Annotated in this window: 16 protein-coding genes; 13 read left to right on the plus strand and 3 right to left on the minus strand. The window is 32.6% G+C overall.

All coding sequences use genetic code 11. The features are described from left to right. Positions 1–13 precede the first annotated feature (13 nt). The 8 genes from lpxD (at position 14) to ACOQOS_RS02545 (ending at position 9,785) form a co-directional block, all read left to right on the plus strand. Complete coding sequence (gene lpxD, locus ACOQOS_RS02510; protein ID WP_420573384.1) at positions 14–1,042, plus strand: UDP-3-O-(3-hydroxymyristoyl)glucosamine N-acyltransferase; 1,029 nt, start codon at positions 14–16, stop codon at positions 1,040–1,042. Further along, the gene (locus ACOQOS_RS02515; RefSeq protein ID WP_420573385.1) at positions 1,035–2,456 is read left to right on the plus strand and encodes a bifunctional UDP-3-O-[3-hydroxymyristoyl] N-acetylglucosamine deacetylase/3-hydroxyacyl-ACP dehydratase; all 1,422 of its coding nucleotides are present in this window, start codon (positions 1,035–1,037) and stop codon (positions 2,454–2,456) included. The genes lpxD and ACOQOS_RS02515 overlap by 8 nt, the downstream gene beginning before the upstream one ends. Positions 2,457–2,610: 154 nt before the next feature. After that, the gene (gene lpxA, locus ACOQOS_RS02520) at positions 2,611–3,396 is read left to right on the plus strand and encodes an acyl-ACP--UDP-N-acetylglucosamine O-acyltransferase (protein WP_420573386.1); all 786 of its coding nucleotides are present in this window, start codon (positions 2,611–2,613) and stop codon (positions 3,394–3,396) included. Between the two features lie 10 nt (positions 3,397–3,406). After that, the gene (gene efp, locus ACOQOS_RS02525; protein WP_420573387.1) at positions 3,407–3,973 is read left to right on the plus strand and encodes an elongation factor P; all 567 of its coding nucleotides are present in this window, start codon (positions 3,407–3,409) and stop codon (positions 3,971–3,973) included. A 57-nt stretch (positions 3,974–4,030) separates the two neighbouring features. Next, complete coding sequence (locus ACOQOS_RS02530) at positions 4,031–4,972, plus strand: UDP-3-O-(3-hydroxymyristoyl)glucosamine N-acyltransferase (RefSeq protein ID WP_420573388.1); 942 nt, start codon at positions 4,031–4,033, stop codon at positions 4,970–4,972. 148 nt (positions 4,973–5,120) lie between these two features. Then, positions 5,121–5,993 (plus strand): succinate--CoA ligase subunit alpha, encoded by an 873-nt coding sequence (sucD, locus tag ACOQOS_RS02535; protein WP_420573389.1) that lies wholly within the window; start codon positions 5,121–5,123, stop codon positions 5,991–5,993. Positions 5,994–6,282: 289 nt separating this feature from the next. Then, positions 6,283–6,540: a hypothetical protein gene (locus tag ACOQOS_RS02540; protein ID WP_420573390.1), complete on the plus strand. Its 258-nt coding sequence runs from the start codon at positions 6,283–6,285 to the stop codon at positions 6,538–6,540. Positions 6,541–6,809: 269 nt separating this feature from the next. Then, complete coding sequence (locus ACOQOS_RS02545; RefSeq protein ID WP_420573391.1) at positions 6,810–9,785, plus strand: M16 family metallopeptidase; 2,976 nt, start codon at positions 6,810–6,812, stop codon at positions 9,783–9,785. A gap of 251 nt (positions 9,786–10,036) precedes the next feature. Here the strand turns inward: ACOQOS_RS02545 and ACOQOS_RS02550 are convergent, their stop codons facing one another. Continuing rightward, positions 10,037–11,962, minus strand: coding sequence for a S9 family peptidase (locus ACOQOS_RS02550; RefSeq protein ID WP_420573392.1), 1,926 nt, complete (start codon positions 11,960–11,962; stop codon positions 10,037–10,039). A gap of 244 nt (positions 11,963–12,206) precedes the next feature. Here ACOQOS_RS02550 and fabG point away from each other — a divergent pair, with 244 nt between their 5' ends. The 5 genes from fabG (at position 12,207) to ACOQOS_RS02575 (ending at position 17,380) form a co-directional block, all read left to right on the plus strand. After that, a complete protein-coding gene (fabG, locus tag ACOQOS_RS02555) occupies positions 12,207–12,953 on the plus strand; it encodes a 3-oxoacyl-[acyl-carrier-protein] reductase (protein WP_420573393.1) in 747 nt (248 codons plus the stop codon). 13 nt (positions 12,954–12,966) lie between these two features. Next, entirely contained in the window at positions 12,967–13,503 is a 537-nt protein-coding gene (locus tag ACOQOS_RS02560; protein ID WP_420573394.1) for a hypothetical protein, read from the plus strand. Positions 13,504–13,533: 30 nt separating this feature from the next. After that, the gene (locus tag ACOQOS_RS02565; RefSeq protein WP_420573395.1) at positions 13,534–14,502 is read left to right on the plus strand and encodes a hypothetical protein; all 969 of its coding nucleotides are present in this window, start codon (positions 13,534–13,536) and stop codon (positions 14,500–14,502) included. A 124-nt stretch (positions 14,503–14,626) separates the two neighbouring features. Next, complete coding sequence (locus ACOQOS_RS02570; RefSeq protein ID WP_420573396.1) at positions 14,627–16,543, plus strand: VWA domain-containing protein; 1,917 nt, start codon at positions 14,627–14,629, stop codon at positions 16,541–16,543. A 21-nt stretch (positions 16,544–16,564) separates the two neighbouring features. After that, positions 16,565–17,380, plus strand: coding sequence for a prohibitin family protein (locus ACOQOS_RS02575; protein ID WP_420573397.1), 816 nt, complete (start codon positions 16,565–16,567; stop codon positions 17,378–17,380). 123 nt (positions 17,381–17,503) lie between these two features. Here ACOQOS_RS02575 and ACOQOS_RS02580 read toward each other — a convergent pair whose 3' ends face one another. Together ACOQOS_RS02580 and ACOQOS_RS02585 are read right to left on the minus strand one after the other, a co-directional pair. Continuing rightward, positions 17,504–18,064, minus strand: coding sequence for a hypothetical protein (locus ACOQOS_RS02580; RefSeq protein WP_420573398.1), 561 nt, complete (start codon positions 18,062–18,064; stop codon positions 17,504–17,506). A 5-nt stretch (positions 18,065–18,069) separates the two neighbouring features. Continuing rightward, the gene (locus ACOQOS_RS02585) at positions 18,070–18,909 is read right to left on the minus strand and encodes an OmpA family protein (RefSeq protein WP_420573399.1); all 840 of its coding nucleotides are present in this window, start codon (positions 18,907–18,909) and stop codon (positions 18,070–18,072) included. Positions 18,910–19,015: the final 106 nt, after the last annotated feature.

The following is a 19,015-nucleotide window of genomic DNA, read 5'->3' on the forward strand; positions in this document are numbered from 1 at the left end:
TACTTTTGCGGGAATGAAGTTTACAGCGACACAAATAGCAGGTATTTTAGAAGGAGATATCGTAGGTGATCCAAACACTGAAGTATCAAAACTTTCTAAAATAGAAGAAGGTATAGAAGGTTCATTAACTTTCTTAGCAAATCCAAAATATACACAGTACATATATAGTACACGTGCATCCATAACCATCGTAAATAAAGAATTTACAGCAGAAGAAGAATTGACGACTACACTTATTAAGGTAGACGATGCATACAAATCATTCTCAAAGCTTTTAGAATATTACAACAAAGTGAAACTGAATAAAGTTGGTATAGAACAACCAGCTTTTATTTCAGAAACTGCGGAATACGGTAAAGAATTGTACTTTGGAGCATTCTCATACATGGGAGACAATGTAAAAATTGGTGATTATGTAAAAGTATATCCAAATGCATATATTGGTGATAATGTAACGATTGGCAACAATGTCGTTATTTTTGCCGGAGCTAAAATTTACTCAGAATCAGTAATTGGAGATAACTGCGTTATCCATAGTGGTGCTATTGTTGGTGCTGATGGATTTGGCTTTGCGCCGAATGAAAAAGGAGAATATCAAAAAGTTCCGCAAACAGGGAATGTAATCTTGGAAGCAAATGTAGATATTGGAGCCGGAACTACAATTGATAGAGCAACATTAGGCTCTACCATCATACGAAAAGGAGTAAAGCTCGACAATCAAATACAAATTGCACACAACGTCGAAATAGGAAAAAATACAGTAATTGCAGCACAAACAGGAATTGCAGGTTCTACCAAAATTGGAGAAAACTGCATGATTGGTGGACAAGTTGGAATTGTTGGACATATTACTATTGGAGACAATGTAAAAATACAAGCACAGTCTGGAATAGGAAGAAATGTAAAGAATGGAGAAACATTACAAGGTTCACCAGCATTAAATTACGGAGATTACAACAAATCGTACGTGTATTTTAAAAACTTACCAAAACTCGCGAAAACAATCAATCAACTAGAAAAAAAAATAAACAACAATGAGTGAGATTATTGTTAAACAAACAACCATCGCCAAAGAAATATCTCTTAGAGGTGTTGGACTTCACACAGGGAAAGAAGTATTACTAACTTTTAAACCTGCACCAGAAAATCATGGATATACTTTTGTAAGAGTTGATCTTGAAGGAAGTCCTGTTATAGAAGCAGATGCAAATTATGTTGTAAACACACAACGTGGAACTGTTTTAGAAAAAAGAGGTGTAAAAATTCAAACTTGCGAACACGTATTGGCTGCATTAGTTGGTTTAGAAATCGACAATGTGATCATTGAATTAGATGCTTCAGAACCACCAATTATGGACGGTTCAGCAAAATTTTTCCTAGAAGCTTTAGAAGAAGCAGGAATTGTAGAGCAAGAAAAACCTAGAGAAGAATACATTGTAAAAGATGTTATTTCATACATTGATGAAGAAACAGGTAGTGAAATCACAATCATTCCTTCTGATGAGTATCAAGTTACAACAATGGTAGACTTTGGTACGAAAGTATTAGGAACACAAAATGCAACGCTAAAACATATTTCTGACTTCAAAAAAGACATCGCAAGTTCAAGAACTTTTAGTTTCTTACATGAACTAGAAATGTTGTTAGAGCACGGTTTAATAAAAGGTGGCGATTTAAACAATGCTATTGTATATGTAGATAAAGAATTATCTCCAGAAACAATGGATAAACTAAGAGTTGCTTTCGGAAAAGATAACATTGCAGTAAAACCTAATGGAATCTTAGACAATCTAACATTACATCATCCAAACGAAGCTGCACGACACAAATTACTTGATGTCGTTGGAGATTTAGCTTTAGTTGGAACTCGCATCCGCGGAAAAGTAATCGCAAATAAGCCAGGGCACTTTGTAAACACTCAGTTTGCAAAAAAACTGTCTAAAATTATAAAAATAGAAAAGCGTAACAAAGTACCAACATACGATTTACATAAAACTCCTTTAATGGATATCAATGAAATCATGACGATGTTACCACACAGACCACCATTCTTATTAGTAGATAAGATTTTAGAATTGTCAGATTCGCATGTGGTTGGTGTAAAAAATGTAACGATGAACGAACCGTTTTTCGTTGGTCACTTTCCTGGAGCGCCAGTAATGCCTGGTGTATTGCAAGTAGAAGCAATGGCGCAAACAGGTGGAATATTGGTGCTAAGTACTGTGCCAGATCCAGAGAACTATCTAACTTTCTTCATGAAAATTGATAAAGTAAAGTTCAAACAAAAAGTAGTTCCAGGTGATACTTTAATATTCAAAGCAGATCTAATTACGCCAATTCGTAGAGGTATCTGTCACATGCAAGCCTATGCGTATGCGAATGGTAAATTAGTAGCCGAAGCAGAATTGATGGCGCAAATTGCACGCAAAAAAGAAGAAGACATTGTAAAAAAATAACACTTTCAAAAAAATGTGTATTTTGCTACAGACAAATTATCTTGTAAGATATTTTGAGGTGTTTAAAAAATAATAAAAGTATGCTGACGTTAATGGCAGCGTATTTTAGACTCGATTATCGAGTAAAATCAAAGAAATAACTAAAAATTAGTAGATGAATCAACCTTTAGCTTACGTTCATCCAGGAGCAAAAATTGCAAAAAATGTAGTTGTTGAGCCTTTTACAACAATTCATAACAATGTAATTATTGGAGAAGGAACTTGGATAGGTTCTAATGTAACCATCATGGAAGGAGCGCGAATCGGAAAAAATTGTAATATCTTTCCAGGAGCTGTTATATCTGCGCCACCACAAGATTTAAAATATCAAGGTGAAGATACAATAACTGAAATAGGAGACAATACTACAATCCGTGAATGTGTTACCATCAACAAAGGAACTTCTGATCGTATGAAAACGAAGATTGGTAAAAACTGCTTAATCATGGCATATTGCCACGTTGCTCACGATTGTATTGTTGGTGATAACTGTATTTTTTCTAACAACAGTACATTGGCAGGACATATCACCGTTGGAGATCATGTAATCCTTGCAGGAATGACAGCTGTACATCAGTTTTGTTCTATTGGAAATCATGCTTTTGTTACTGGTGGATCGCTCGTTCGTAAAGATGTACCGCCATATGTAAAAGCAGCACGAGAACCATTATCTTACGTAGGAATCAACTCAGTTGGATTGCGTAGACGTGGTTTTACAACTGAAAAAATACGAGAGATTCAAAACATATTCAGAATTCTCTACCAAAAAAATTACAACAATACTCAAGCTGCCGAAATTATTGAAGCAGAAATGGAAGCCACTACGGAGCGCGATGAAATTTTACAATTCATCAAAAACTCTCACAGAGGTATCATGAAAGGATATATTACATCAAATTAAAAATTAAAAAATGGCAAGTACTTCAGATATTCGCAAAGGATTATGCATTCGTTACAATCACGACATCTTTAAAATTATAGAATTTTTACACGTAAAACCTGGTAAGGGACCTGCGTTTGTAAGAACAAAGCTAAAAAGTGTAACAACTGGGAAAGTAATTGATAATACATTTTCTGCGGGTCACAAAATTGATGATGTTCGTGTAGAAACACATACATTCCAATACTTATATAGTGATGGAGATACGTTTCATTTTATGAACACACAAGATTACAACCAAATCACACTTCAAAAAACGGCTCTAGATGCACCAGATTTATTAAAAGAAGGTGAAAATGTAAAAATCTTAATCAATTCTGAAGACAGTGCGCCATTATCTGTAGATATGCCAGCAAGCGTTATCTTAGAAGTTACACATACAGAACCAGGAGTAAAAGGAAATACTGCTACCAATGCAACAAAACCTGCAACAGTAGAAACTGGCGCAAGAGTAAATGTTCCTCTATTCATCAATGAAGGTGATAAAATTAAAGTAGAGACTGAAAAAGGTACCTACATGGAACGTATAAAAGAATAATAAAAATATAAAAGCGCAATACTAACCATTGCGCTTTTTTTTGATGCTTATATTTATATGAAATTCCCTCGAATACATACGCTCAAAGAAATTGCAGAAATCATCAATACTCCATACGTTGGTGACGATTCATTTCCTGTGCATGGTATGAATGAAATACATGTGGTAGAAGCTGGTGATATCGTTTTTGTTGATCACCCGAAGTATTATGATAAAGCTTTAGAATCGAAAGCTACAATTGTGTTAATCAACAAAGAAGTAGCATGTCCAGAAGGAAAAGCATTGCTAATTTCTGATGATCCTTTTAGAGATTTCAATACACTTACGGGTCATTTTAGACCATTTGTTAGTGCTTCAGCATCTATTGCACCATCCGCAACCATTGGAGAACGCACAGTAATTCAACCCAACTGTTTTATTGGAAACAATGTTACTATTGGTGATGATTGTATCATTCATGCAAACGTAGCTATTTATGACAATGCAGTAATAGGAAACAATGTAATAATTCACTCAGGAACAGTATTAGGAGCAGATGCATTCTATTACAAAAAACGTCCTGAAGGATTTGATAAATTACGTTCTGGAGGAAGAGTCGTATTAGAAGATCACGTAGACTTAGGCTCTTTATGTACTATTGATAAAGGTGTTACAGGTGACACTACGATTAAAGAAGGAACTAAAATAGACAATCAAGTACATGTTGGACATGATACAGTGATTGGAAAAAAATGCTTAATTGCTTCACAAACTGGAATTGCTGGTTGTGTTGTTATTGAGGATGAAGTTACTATTTGGGGACAAGTAGGAATTACTAGCGGAATCACCATAGGAGCAAAGGCAGTTATTTCAGCACAGTCTGGTGTGAGCAAAAGCCTAGAAGGTGGAAAAAGCTATTTTGGAACTCCAGCAGATGATTTTAGAAAAAAATACAAAGAAATTGCGTCAATTCGTCAAATTCCAGAATTGATGAAGAAAATAGAAAATTTGAACGAATAGGTAATTTTTATAGAAAAGTATTCAGTGAATTTCTGCGAATTTTTAAGAAATAAAAAATCTAAAAATTAATTCATAGATAAATCTCAAAAAATACTTTACAAATACTGTAGAAAAAACTATTTTTGTTCAGCCAAAAAACAAATATCAAATGAGCGTTTTAGTAAACAAAGATTCAAAAATAATTGTTCAAGGATTTACAGGAAGTGAAGGAACATTTCATGCAAGTCAAATGATTGAGTACGGAACTAACGTAGTTGGTGGTGTTACTCCAGGAAAAGGTGGACAAACTCACTTAGATAAACCAGTTTTCAATACAGTTACTGAAGCTGTTGAAAAAGTTGGAGCTGATACTACAATTATTTTTGTACCGCCAGCATTTGCTGCTGATGCAATTATGGAAGCTGCTGATGCAGGAATCAAAGTAATTATTACAATTACTGAAGGAATTCCAGTTGCAGATATGACAAAAGTTGCTGCATACATTAGTAACAAAGATTGTCGTTTAGTAGGTCCTAACTGTCCAGGTGTTATTACGCCAGGAGAAGCAAAGGTTGGAATTATGCCAGGATTTGTTTTCAAAGAAGGAAAAGTAGGAATCGTTTCTAAATCAGGAACATTAACATATGAAGCTGCCGACCAAGTAGTAAAACAAGGATTAGGAATTACAACTGCTATCGGTATTGGTGGAGATCCAATTATTGGAACAACTACAAAAGAAGCTGTTGAATTATTAATCAACGATTCAGAAACTGAATGTGTGGTTATGATTGGTGAAATTGGTGGTCAATTAGAAGCGGATGCTGCTAAATGGTACAAAGAAAGCGGAAGTAAAAAACCAGTTGTTGGTTTTATCGCAGGAGAAACTGCACCAAAAGGAAGAACAATGGGACATGCAGGAGCTATTGTTGGTGGAGCTGATGATACAGCAGAAGCTAAGAAAAGAATTATGCGCGAATGTGGAATTCACGTGGTAGATTCTCCAGCAGAAATTGGAAAGAAAGTAGCAGAAGTGATGGGATAAAACTCACTTTTTAAAAAATATAGAGCGCATTGTCAAATTATGATAATGCGCTTTTTTATTTTACGCGATAATCGAGATTTAAATGCTCCGACGTTTGTGTTGAAGTATTTTTAATTGTTTCCGTTTAATGTTTCGTTGGCTTCCCGAAGTATTTGGCTAAATAATTAAAAATGAAAGCATTGAGTAGTTATTTAGTGCTTATAATTTATAAATTCCTAGTATAGTTTCTTTTAAAACAAAGGTTTCATCTATAATTTTATCATGTAATAAAACCAAAAACTCAAAAATCATGAAAAAAAGAAATCTTACAAATTTATCATTAAACAAAAAGTCAATTTCTAATCTCGCACAACAAAATGGAGTAAAAGGAGGAATGTTTACCATTTCATGTCAGCCATTTGGTATTTGTGGAATAGATACAGACGATTGTGGTACGCAAAACAATTGTCCAACACAAAATAATTGTGGGTCTCAAAATAACTGTGGAACTCCAACAGATGCTTGTCCGCCAAGTATTTCTTGTCAACCAGTCGGTATTTGTAGATAATCAATTAACCATGAAAAAAGGGAAAAGCGAACTGAAAAGTTCGCTTTTTTAATTTTATAGCTTTTTATGTTCTTTTTCTCTATATAATTTAAGGTAAAGATTGTTAAAGTATTAAGTTTAAAAAATTAACATTTTATATGTAACTTTTATAGTATAAGTTAGACGTATAGCGCATTATTAATAAAATGTTAAAACCGTCAATTTTTGTTATAAAATATATAATAATGATGAATTTAGCGTTTACTATATAAACTAATCAAAAAAATATAATGAAAAGAATCAATCTTCTCCTGCTGATCGTATGTACACTTGCGATTCTAGGTTGTAGTGAAAAAAAAGGAGATACTGCTTCAAATGAAATCACAGTATCCCAACACAAAGACGCAAACGGTTTTTCATATGAAACCGTATCAAACGATCCTACTGGATTACGTTTGTATACACTAGACAATGGTTTAAAAGTATATTTGAGCCAAAATAGTGATGAACCAAAAATTCAAACTTATATTGCTGTAAGAGCAGGTTCTAACTATGATCCTAAAGAATCTACAGGTTTGGCTCACTACTTAGAGCACATGGTATTTAAAGGAACTGACGAAATCGGAACACTTGATTGGGAAAAAGAAAAAGTATACTTAGAACAAATTTCAGACTTGTACGAACAACATAGAGCTGAAACAGATCCTGAGAAGAAAAAAGAAATATACAAAAAGATTGACGAAGTTTCTTTAGAAGCGTCTAACTATAGTATTGCTAACGAATACGATAAAATGACAAGCTCATTAGGAGCTACAGGAACGAATGCACACACTTGGTTTGAAGAAACTGTTTATAAAAATAAAATTCCTGCAAACGAACTTGACAAGTGGTTAAGCCTAGAAAGCGAACGTTTTGGTCAATTAGTATTGCGTTTATTTCATACAGAATTAGAAGCTGTATTTGAAGAATTTAACAGAACTCAAGACAATGATGGAAGAAAATCTTACTACGCAATGTTAGAAGGCTTATTTCCAAATCACCCTTACGGACAACAAAGAACAATTGGTACTGCAGAACATTTAAAAAATCCTTCATTAGTAGATATCAATAACTATTTTAACAAATATTATGTGCCAAACAATATTGCAATGGTATTGGTTGGAGATTTTGACTTTGACGAAACAATACAGAAAGTAGACAATACTTTCGGTAAAATGGAGAAGAAAGAAGTAACGCATCCTACATTACCAAAAGAAGAGCCAATTACATCTCCAATTGTAAAAGAAGTATTTGGTCCAACGGCTGAAAACATTTCTATCGCATATCGCTCTAATGGAGTAGAATCTAAAGATGAAAAATATGTTACACTTGTAGATATGATTCTTGCAAATGGTAGCGCTGGTATTATTGATTTAAACTTAAATCAAAAACAATTAGTACAGTATGCTGGAAGTTCTTCTACATTTTTAAATGATTATGGATACCATGCACTTAGAGGATATCCAAAAGCAGGACAAACATTAGACGAAGTAAAAAACTTATTACTTGAGCAAATTGAAAAGCTTAAAAAAGGAGAATTTGATGATTGGATGATTGATGCTGTAATCAATGATCTTAAATTGAGTCAAACTCAACAATATGAAAGCAGTACTGCTTTAGCAGGTGCATATTACAATGCATTTATCCATCACCAAGATTGGATTGGACAAGTGAAGTTTTTAGAAGAATTAAGAAAAATTTCAAAACAAGAATTAGTAGATTTCGCTAACAAGTTCTACAAAGACAACTATGTAGTAACATACAAGCGTAAAGGTGCTGATAATAATATTGTAAAAGTTGAAAACCCAGGAATTACTCCTGTAAAATTAAACAGAGACAAGAGTTCGGCGTACATTCAAGCATTTAATGCAAGAAAATCTGAGCCATTAAAACCAAAATTTGTTGATTATCAAACAGCAATCAAAGAAACTAAATTAGCAAATGGAATTAAAGTTTCATACATAGAAAATGAGCAAAATGACTTATTTGATATGAATATCATTTTTGATATGGGAAGCGATAATGACAAAAAGCTTGATTTAGGAGTTGGCTATATGGAATATCTTGGAACTGATAAGTATTCAGCAGAAGAATTAAAGAAAGAATTCTACAAATTAGGAATTAGCTATTACGTTAGTACTGGTGCTGAAAAATCATATGTTGGTTTAAACGGATTAAAAGAAAACTTAGGAAAAGGATTAGAGTTATTATCTCACTTATGGAACAACGCTGTGCCAAATCAAGAAGCATACGATAAATATGTTGCTCAGATTGTTAAAGGTAGACAAGATTCTAAAACACGTAAAGGAAGTATTTTACAAAGAGGTTTAATGAGTTATGCTAAATATGGTGAAAACTCTCGTTTAAGAAATATATACAGTAGAAGTGAATTAGAAGGAATGAATCCTCAAGAATTAGTTGACTTAGTAAAAGATTTCAAAAACTATGATCAGCGTATTTTCTATTATGGAAAAGATGTAGATGCTGCAGTTGCTTCTTTAAATGAACACCATAAAGTTGCTGATGATTTAAAAGAATATCCTACAGCTATTGACTATGCAGAGTTAGAAACAGGAGGAAATGTATACTTTGTTGATTACGATATGGTACAAGCTGAAATGATGTTCTTAGCAAAAGGAAGTCCTTTTAAAGCAGAAAATATGGCTGCATCAAGCTTATTCAACTCATATTTCGGAGCCGGATTGTCATCTATTGTATTCCAGGAAATCAGAGAATCTAAATCTTTAGCGTATTCGGCATATTCATATTATGCAGAAGCTAGTGACAAAAATGATTCTAACTATGTAATGGCATATATTGGAACGCAAGCAAACAAAATGCCACAAGCTGTTGATGCTATGATGGCATTAATGAACGATATGCCTGAAGCTGAAGAGCAATTCAATGCTGCAAAAGAAGCTGCTTTGAAAAAATTAGCAGCACAACGTATCACAAAATCTAGCATTTTCTGGACGTACGAAAGACTTCAAAAACTAGGAATTGATAACGATCATCGTGAAGCTATGTACAAAGCGATTGAGAAAATGACACTTGCAGACTTAAAAACATTCTTCAATGAAAACATAAAAGGTGAGCAATACAATGTAATGGTGATTGGAAACAAAAAAGATGTTGACATGCAAGCTTTATCAAAACTTGGAAAAATTCAAGAAATGGATGTTGATTATCTATTCAACTATGAAAAAGCAAAAAAGATCAAACAGTAAAAACATAATGATCAATAAAAAGCGCTTCGTTCGAGGCGCTTTTTTTATGCCTAATTTTTAATTTCATTTCCGTAGGATTTCATTTAGAATGTTAACTATTTTATAATAACATTCAATATCAAATGTTTTCATTATACTTAAATTTAGAGTAGAGCTATTTCATAATGAAGTAATTACACAAAACTAAAAAAGTGCTTCTTTATCGGAAGCACTTTTTTTATACAGTTAAAAGTCAATTGATACATTAAAAACTATCCTTTTACTTTCGTACTCATGTTTTCATTCAAAAACTCAATCATAGAATTATAAAAATCAAATCGATTCTCTTGATTTCTAAATCCGTGACCTTCATTCTCTTTCAACATATACTGTACAGTAACTCCATTTTTCTTTAAAGCTTCTACCATTTGGTCAGATTCAGCTTGTACCACACGTGGGTCATTTGCTCCTTGTGCTACAAACAAGGCAGCTTTAATCTTATCTACATGAAACACAGGACTATTTGCTTTCATCATAATACTGTCTTTCGTACTCGGATCTCCAACCATTTCATGTAACATTTTTTTGTATGGTTCCCAATAAGGAGGAATCGTTTCCATGAACGTAAACAAATTAGAAACACCAACATAATCAACAGCAGCTGCATATAAATCTGGCGTATTCGTAATTCCTGCCAAAGTAGCATAACCACCATAACTTCCACCATAAATAGCAATACGCTCTTTATCGGCAATTCCTTCTTTAATCAACCATTGCACGCCATCAGTAATATCATTTTGCATTTCCTGTCCCCATTTCTTAAAAGAACTTTCCCAAAATTGTCTACCATATCCTGTAGAACCTCTAAAATTCATTTGTAATACGGCATAACCTCTATTAGCTAAAAACTGTACTTCTGGATTAAATCCCCAATTATCTCTTGCCCAAGGTCCACCATGTGGATTGATAACAACAGGCAAATTCTTAGCTTCTACACCAATAGGTAATGTCAAATATCCATGAATCGTAAGTCCATCTCTAGAAGTGTAGGAGATAGGTTTCATATCTGCCATATGCTCAGCATTAATCCAAGGACTTAAATCAGCAAGGTGTTTTAAATTATTAGCTTTTGCATCATAATAATAATAAGCACCTCTACTTTTATCATTTCCAGCATAAATCAAAAACTTATCTTCATTTCTATTGCTAGAACTAATGTAATATTCATGGTCTGAACCTAGTTTTTCTTCTAACATTTTGAAAAGATTCTCAGCGTCTTTATCTAAAAACTTTCTGTTTAACTTTGCTCTAGTATAGCTAATAAATGTAGGTACTTTTCTTTTAGAAGAATATGAAATTCCGTCAACATCAACTTCGCTATCAATAAAAATTTCTTCAATTTCTTTATTTGCCTTCAAATCATACTTTACAATGGCAGCTTTATCTCTTCCTAAGTTTGAAGCAGCATACACAACATCTCCATTGTCAAAATCAAAAAATTGAGGAGCTAAATTTTGTTTAAAATTCGTAGTAATAACTTCTTTAAATGGTTCGCTTTCGCTAGATCTGTACATAATTGTATTATCGACACCGTTAGTTACATATGCCAAACGCAATTTTCCATCGTGATCAGTTTGCCAACCAGTAATATTTCCAGGATTTTCATAAATCAAATCCATTTCTCCAGTATTGATATTCAGGCGATACGGATCAAATACTTGCGGAATTCTTTTATTCAGTCCAATAATCATTTCATCTTCATTATCTTCAAGTGCATCAATAACTTGTGAACGTACACCATCAAAAGGAGTTAAATCTTTTTCATTAGTACCATCCTTATTTACAGCGAAAAGATGAAAATTTTCATTTCCGCCTTTATCTCTAATATAAACTAGACGATCGTCATTTGCCCAAAAATACCCAGAAAGATCACGATCTTCAACACTTGTAACACGTATTGCATCATTACTGTCAAACTTTTGTACATGTATATTCATTCTATTTTTATAAGGAGCTAAGTATGCTATATATTCACCATTTGGAGATAGGCGATACGATCTTTTTTCAGAATTTTTAAAAAAATCTTTTACTGAAATTTTTGGAGCTGGTTTCATTTCTGCAACTTTTGTTGCTGTTTTGGTTTCCTCTTTGCAAGCTATAAATAGTAGCACCAAGGAAAAAAGCAGTAGTTTTTTCATGATTTTGTTTTTTGTTAGATTATTCTTCATAAGACGATCAAAAAAAAATGTTGTTACACTTTTCTTATTATTTTAAGAAAAATTATGAAAAAACTGCTTTTTTTTGATAAAACTATAATTAGTTTTATATTAGATAGTTATTCATAACATAGTCTATTTATTTCTGAATAATCCTAAAACAAGTTATTGCTAACCTAACTATTCTGACTATATTTGAATGAAATAAAATCAACCATAAATACGTATGAAATTATTAGAAGGCAAAACAGCCATCATAACAGGTGCGAGTAGAGGAATAGGAAAAGGAATAGCACAAGTATTTGCAGAGCATGGAGCAAATGTAGCATTTACATACAGCTCGTCTGTAGAAGCAGCAAATGAACTAGAAAAAGAGTTAAACGGATTAGGCGTAAAAGCAAAAGGATACCAAAGCAATGCTGCTGATTTTCAACAGTCACAAGACTTAGCAGCAGAAGTATTAAAAGAATTTGGTTCTATCGATGTATTGATTAATAATGCTGGAATTACAAAAGACAATCTTTTAATGCGTATCACTGAAGACGATTTTGACAAAGTAATTGAAGTGAACTTAAAGTCTGTATTCAACATGACAAAAGCTGTACAGCGTACTATGCTGAAACAGCGTAAAGGTTCAATTATAAATATGAGCTCTGTAGTTGGTGTAAAAGGTAATGCTGGACAAACTAACTATGCAGCTTCAAAAGCGGGAATTATTGGATTCTCAAAATCAGTTGCCTTAGAACTTGGATCAAGAAACATTAGAAGTAACGTAATTGCTCCAGGTTTTATAGAAACTGAAATGACAGGAAAACTTCCAGAAGATGTTGTAAAAGGTTGGAGAGATGCTATTCCATTAAAAAGAGGTGGTTCTCCAGAAGATGTAGCCAATGTATGTGTTTTCCTTGCTAGTGATATGTCAGCATATGTCACAGGACAAGTACTTAACGTTGACGGTGGAATGTTAACATAAACCATAATAACATATGAAAAAAGCACTTTTTTTATTGACAGTTTTTTTTCTGTCGATTAATACCTTAACTGCTCAAAATTGGGAAAAGTTTAAATATGAAGATTTGCAATTCATTGCATATTATCCCAGTAAACCTGAAAGAACAGTTCAAAAAGTAAATACAGCTGTTGGAGAATTAGATATGCATATGATTATGTATTCACCTGCTTCTGGTGATGATAATGCTGTGTATTCTGTCATTCGTTCAGATTATCCTGAAGAACAATTCAAAGATGCAGACGAAGATTACAATGCTACAGTGTTAGATGGCGCTGTAAGTGGTGCAGTATCTAACGTTCAAGGGAAATTAGTTTATGATAATGTTGTTACCTTCAACGGATATCCTGGTAGAAGTTTTAAAATTTCTATGCAAGGCGGATTTATCTATATCAATGCATATTTAGTTGAAAACTCTATGTTTATCACGCAAGTAATTTGTCTTTCTGACAAAGATAAAAACAAGAGTATTCAGCGATTTTTAAATTCTTTTGAAATTATAAAAACGAAATAAGACGATCAATTAGATCTCAATTATAAGTTGATGAAAAAACTACTTTTACTTATAACGTTTACCTTAGGATGTTTAATTTCTGTCAATGCACAAGCTCGTGTAGGAACTTTTTATATTCAATCAGTAAGTCATAAGAAGCTAAATAAGAAAGTTTTAGCTAATTTTAAAAAAACTAAAACGTATTTTGTTTTTCTTGAAGAAGATAGTCAAAATTACAATAGAGCTGATTATGAAAAAATCTTAAAAGAAGTTTGGAATGTAACTCCTTTCGAAATCATTACTGAAGATGAAGTTTATGATGTAGCCAAGGAAAAATCTGCTTTCGCGCAGTTTAAAGCATTCTCTATATCTAAAACAGGAAAATCAGGTGCGGCAACAAGATCATATCATGTACTTGATTTTTGGCTTTTAGATAAAGTAAAAAAAATCAACAAAGAAAAAGATATTTTCAGAGTTCGAACAAAAAGAGTAGGAGCCATCTATTTCACACCAGATATTAAATCTAGACAACAAGTTGTAATTGGAGCAGATACAATAACAGGTGATTTGATGAATTATAGACTTGGATACATTAAAAATTATTTGCAACGTATCAATAATGGTTTAAAAAGAAATGAGAGTTTTGACATGTTTGATGATTATTTAAACAAAGAAAAACTCGGAACACTTAAAAATAAAACATTATACATGTCAGAAGATTTTATCTATTCATATTCTCCTTGGGGGATTAAAGAAAAGAAAAATCAAATGACTCCTGAAAAGCTATTTAAAGATTATAAACATTCATATAAAATTATATCTGACAATGAATTAAATGATAAGATTCTTAATAACGAAGATTTTTATTATTTGATGTATAATCAAAATGTTGGTGCGAAGGTGATTTCTGTTATTAATGGAAAAACAGGTGAAGTAATATACAATACATACAAAAATTTTTCATACAACCTAAAGCCAAAAAACATCAAACTTTTATCAAAAAAAATATCTAAATATTAAACTATTGCAAACCACAACGATAGTATATATCTGTATAGCAGTAGTAATATCAGCACTTGTTGCGATATTTCATTACTACTACAAAACGAAAAAACGCACTAAGAAACTAGTGCTTTTTTCGTTTTTGAGATTTTTAAGTGTATTTGCTTTATTACTCTTACTAATTAATCCTAAGTTCAAACAAAAAAGTTATTACACCGAAAAGCTTATACTAACCATTGCAGTAGATAATTCTTCTTCGGTAGCAGAATTAGGCTATGATGAAAAAGTAACTGCCTTTGTTGAAAGTTTAAAAAACTCAAAAGAACTTCAAGATAAATTTGAAATTGATAACTATACATTTGCTAAAGAGTTGAAAGAGAGTGATTCTATAAACTTTACAGGATCACAAACAAATATTAATAAAGCGCTAAAAGATGTCAATAAACTCTACAAAAATGCGATAGCGCCTACGATCTTAATTACTGATGGAAATCAAACATATGGTAATGATTATCAGTTTCTTTCTTCCAAAATAAAGCAACCAATTTATCCTGTGATTGCAGGTGATACAACGACGTATGTCGATTTAAAAATTGACCAACTAAACGCAAACAAATACGCGTATTTAAAAAATAAATTTCCTGTAGAAGTCATTGCCACATATACTGGGAATGAAACCATTCAAACCAATTTAGTATTAACAGCAGATGGAAAACGTTTGGCAAGTCAGGCATTGACATTTTCGCCAACAGAAAACTCAAAAGTGGTCAACCTAAATGTTTCTGCAACTAAAATTGGAGTACAAACCTTGCGCGCAACCTTAACTCCATTAACAGAAGAAAAAAATACACAAAATAATACACGCTATTTTGCTGTTGAAGTTATTGATCAAAAAGTAAAAATTGCATTAGTTTCAGATATTATTCATCCAGATTTAGGCGCAATCAAAAAAAGTCTTGAAAGTAATGAACTACGCGGCGTTGACATTTTAAAACCAGCTGAAGCGACAAGTAAATTAAATGATTATCAGTTAGTTATTTTATATCAACCTAACAGGAAATTTGAAGAAGTCTATCAAAATATACAACGTTTAGAGAAAAATATATTTACAATCACGGGAACACAAACCGACTGGAATTTTCTAAATAATATACAAAATAGCTTTCGTAAGGAAGATCTTGCTGAAACGGAAGAAGTACAAGGACAACTCAATGCAAATTATGCAAACTTCTTAATTGAAAGTATTGACTTTTCAGACTATCCGCCATTAGAAAATGCTTTTGGAGAAGTAGAATTTAATGGTGCATATGAAATTATCTTGTCCCAAGTTATTTCGGGTGTTGCCACAGATGGAGCTTTATTAGCAACATATACCAACCAAAATACAAGATCGGCAATCTTAACGGGAGAAAATATCTGGAAATGGCGTGCAAATAGCTTTTTAGTGCAAGAAAATTTCATTGAATTTGATACATTTCTGGGTAAACTTGTACAATATCTTGCTTCAAACAAAAAAAGAGAACGTTTAACGGTTGGTTATGAATCATTCTACTATGGAAACCGAGAAATACAACTAACAGCGCAGTATTTCAATCCTTCATATGAATTTGATCCAAATGCAAACTTAACTGCAATCATTAAAAATAAAGATACAGACATTACAACGACATATCCAATGTTGTTAGGTTCAGGTTTTTATACAGTCGATTTAAATAATTTACCATCGGGATCTTATAATTTTACGGTAAGAGCAGAAGGGAAGAACATCCGAAAATCTGGAAGTTTCAAAATTTTAGAATTCGACATAGAAAAGCAGTTTTTAAATGCGGATGCGAAACGATTAGAAACAATTGCAGTAAAATCAAATGGAAAATCCTTCCACATTGACAACAATGTACAAACTATAATTTCCGAACTTACAAACGATCAACGCTTCAAAACCATTGAAAAAAGTAACGAAAAGGTCGTATCTTTGATAGATTGGAAATATTTACTAGCGCTCATCGCAATTTGTTTAGCGTTAGAGTGGTTTTTAAGAAAATATTACGGACTTATTTAAAAATATAAAACAAAGAACAAGATGGATAAATTACCTAAAATTGGAATACCAATACTTATTTTAGCAATTGCAGCAATAGTAGTAATGGCAAAATCTGCTGTAACAATCGACGCAGGTCACGCAGGAATTATATATGAAACACTAGGAAGTGGAGTAGATTCTGATGCAGAACCATTAGGTCCTGGATTTCACTTAATAGCTCCTTGGAATAAAGTTATTGACTATGAAACACGTCTTCAAGAAGTTCCAGAAACAATGTCTGTATTATCATCAAACGGTTTAGATATCAAACTAGATGCTTCTGTACAGTATATGCCAGATAAAAAGAATTTAGGACGATTACACAATGAAAAAGGAGAGACATACCTAACACGTGTATTACAACCAGCAGTTCGAAGTGCAGCAAGAAGTGTAGTAGGACGTTATACTCCCGAACAATTATACTCTAGTAAGCGTGATGCGATTCAAAAAGAAATATTTGAAGAAACTAAGAAAATTGTTGACGATCAATACATCATTCTAGAAAGAGTTTTAATTAGAGATGTTACCTTGCCACCAACTATTAAAGAAGCTATTGAGCGTAAATTAAAACAAGAACAAGAATCATTAGAATATGAATTTAGACTTGTTACAGCGCAAAAAGAAGCGGAAAAAGTACGTATTGAAGCACAAGGTAAAGCAGATGCCAACAAAATACTAAGTGCATCATTAACAGACAAAATTCTGCAAGACAAAGGAATCGAAGCTACTATAAAGCTTTCAGAATCACCAAACAGTAAAGTAATTGTAATTGGTTCTGGAGAAAGCGGAATGCCTTTAATCTTAGGAAATCAATAAAAAACAAAACATCATAAATTAAAAAAGGGAAACGGCTTAAGTTTCCCTTTTTCATTTCGAGTAATTTTAGATGTGTAATACAACTCTCCTAAAGTCTCTTTAATGGTTTATATATTTTTATTGTTACTTAGAACTCAATCGTTTACTAAAATCAGTATCGCCGCCTTTCTTTAAAGTAGCTGCTTGTCCTTTCCAGTCGTCACGTTCAATACGTCCTGGGAAGAAAGAAATCAGTTCAGTAACGGTTTGTATATCTTCTGAAGTAAATCGGCTAATTTGGTCAAACGTATATATTCCTATCGTATTCAATTTTTCTTCAATAAAAGGACCAACACCTTTAATACGCTTCAAATCATCTTTCTGAGAAGCATCAGCAACACCAAAACTCTCAAAATTCAAGGAAGAATTATCAATATCTTCTTTTGTAGTTTCATCAGCATCTACAGCTTTTCCAGAACGTTCACGCGTTTTTACAGCTCTTACACCTTCTGAAGGCGCATAATTTGTATTAATAATCTCTGCTTTCTTTGATTCACATTCTTCGAGTAACTTTACATATTTACGTTTGGTTTTGCGTTTGGAAAAAATCCATCCTATCAAAAAGCATCCAAATCCTATCAAGAATACAATAAAATATTCCCAAGTAGTTGTAGGTGCGAGATTTTTGGTAAGTAAAAGTAGCATACAGTTTAGTTGGTTATGTTAATCTCAATTCGTCTATTTAATCTCTGACCTTCCAAAGTATTATTAGGAGCAATAGGGGAAGTCTCTCCTTTGGAAGAAATGGTTAATCTATCTGAAGCAATTCCTTGCGATATAAAATATAGCATTACACTCTTAGCACGTTCTTTTCCAAACCATTCATTTGCTTCTGCTTCTCCATTACTATCGGTATGACCAATAATTTCAACTTGTTTTGTAGGATGTTTTGCTAAATAATTTTTCAACTCAATAGCATATGCATTCAGTGTATTATCTGGTTTAAATGTTTTTGAGCCAAAACCTGCATATAAAATTTTAGTTGCAATTCCTTTATCAATAGCTTTAATACGTTCATCAGACATTGTTTGAAACTCAAATGCAAATCCTTTCTCATACAAATCATTTACTTGAAACTTAAAATCTTCTTGTTTTGTTTGCAGCACAACACGATCCGTATTGATTCCATAATCAGCCAATATCTTTTTCACAGATTCACATCTAGAAAGTGCAATCGTTCCATTTTCTGCTTTGTTAAAAAATGAAGTAATCACTAATTCTGATTTCTGATTTTTGTTTAAATAATTATAATATACTCGTAATGGATTTGAAGTACTGTCAGTAAAAGTGACAGTTTTCTCATTCTTTTTGATAAGAAAAGGTAAATAGACAAGTGGTTTTTCTTTAGGTACTTTTTCAACCTCTATTGGCGCAACAACTTTAGGAGTTGTAGGCACTTCACATAATTTTTTTACATTGCATTCGTAATAACGAATACCAAAATAAAGCCATGTACTAAACAATACAAAGGCAATCAAAAAATGTTTCATAGGTGGGCTGGCTATTAATGCTTCTAAAATAACAATTCATTTTCGATATCACAATCTTAAAAACGCTATTATCACATATTTTCGATAAAATGCAAAAAATAAATTT

Origin of the sequence: Kordia sp. (assembly GCF_965224175.1) — a bacterium.
Classification (GTDB): Bacteria; Bacteroidota; Bacteroidia; order Flavobacteriales; family Flavobacteriaceae; genus Kordia.

Bases quoted from the DNA above. Each gene is read 5' to 3' on its own strand.
- lpxD (WP_420573384.1), top strand. From the start codon at position 14: ATGAAGTTTACAGCGACACAAATAGCAGGTATTTTAGAAGGAGATATC.
- ACOQOS_RS02515 (WP_420573385.1), top strand. From the start codon at position 1,035: ATGAGTGAGATTATTGTTAAACAAACAACCATCGCCAAAGAAATATCT.
- lpxA (WP_420573386.1), top strand. From the start codon at position 2,611: ATGAATCAACCTTTAGCTTACGTTCATCCAGGAGCAAAAATTGCAAAA.
- efp (WP_420573387.1), top strand. From the start codon at position 3,407: ATGGCAAGTACTTCAGATATTCGCAAAGGATTATGCATTCGTTACAAT.
- ACOQOS_RS02530 (WP_420573388.1), top strand. From the start codon at position 4,031: ATGAAATTCCCTCGAATACATACGCTCAAAGAAATTGCAGAAATCATC.
- sucD (WP_420573389.1), top strand. From the start codon at position 5,121: ATGAGCGTTTTAGTAAACAAAGATTCAAAAATAATTGTTCAAGGATTT.
- ACOQOS_RS02540 (WP_420573390.1), top strand. From the start codon at position 6,283: ATGAAAAAAAGAAATCTTACAAATTTATCATTAAACAAAAAGTCAATT.
- ACOQOS_RS02545 (WP_420573391.1), top strand. From the start codon at position 6,810: ATGAAAAGAATCAATCTTCTCCTGCTGATCGTATGTACACTTGCGATT.
- ACOQOS_RS02550 (WP_420573392.1), bottom strand. From the start codon at position 11,962: ATGAAAAAACTACTGCTTTTTTCCTTGGTGCTACTATTTATAGCTTGC.
- fabG (WP_420573393.1), top strand. From the start codon at position 12,207: ATGAAATTATTAGAAGGCAAAACAGCCATCATAACAGGTGCGAGTAGA.
- ACOQOS_RS02560 (WP_420573394.1), top strand. From the start codon at position 12,967: ATGAAAAAAGCACTTTTTTTATTGACAGTTTTTTTTCTGTCGATTAAT.
- ACOQOS_RS02565 (WP_420573395.1), top strand. From the start codon at position 13,534: ATGAAAAAACTACTTTTACTTATAACGTTTACCTTAGGATGTTTAATT.
- ACOQOS_RS02575 (WP_420573397.1), top strand. From the start codon at position 16,565: ATGGATAAATTACCTAAAATTGGAATACCAATACTTATTTTAGCAATT.
- ACOQOS_RS02580 (WP_420573398.1), bottom strand. From the start codon at position 18,064: ATGCTACTTTTACTTACCAAAAATCTCGCACCTACAACTACTTGGGAA.
- ACOQOS_RS02585 (WP_420573399.1), bottom strand. From the start codon at position 18,909: ATGAAACATTTTTTGATTGCCTTTGTATTGTTTAGTACATGGCTTTAT.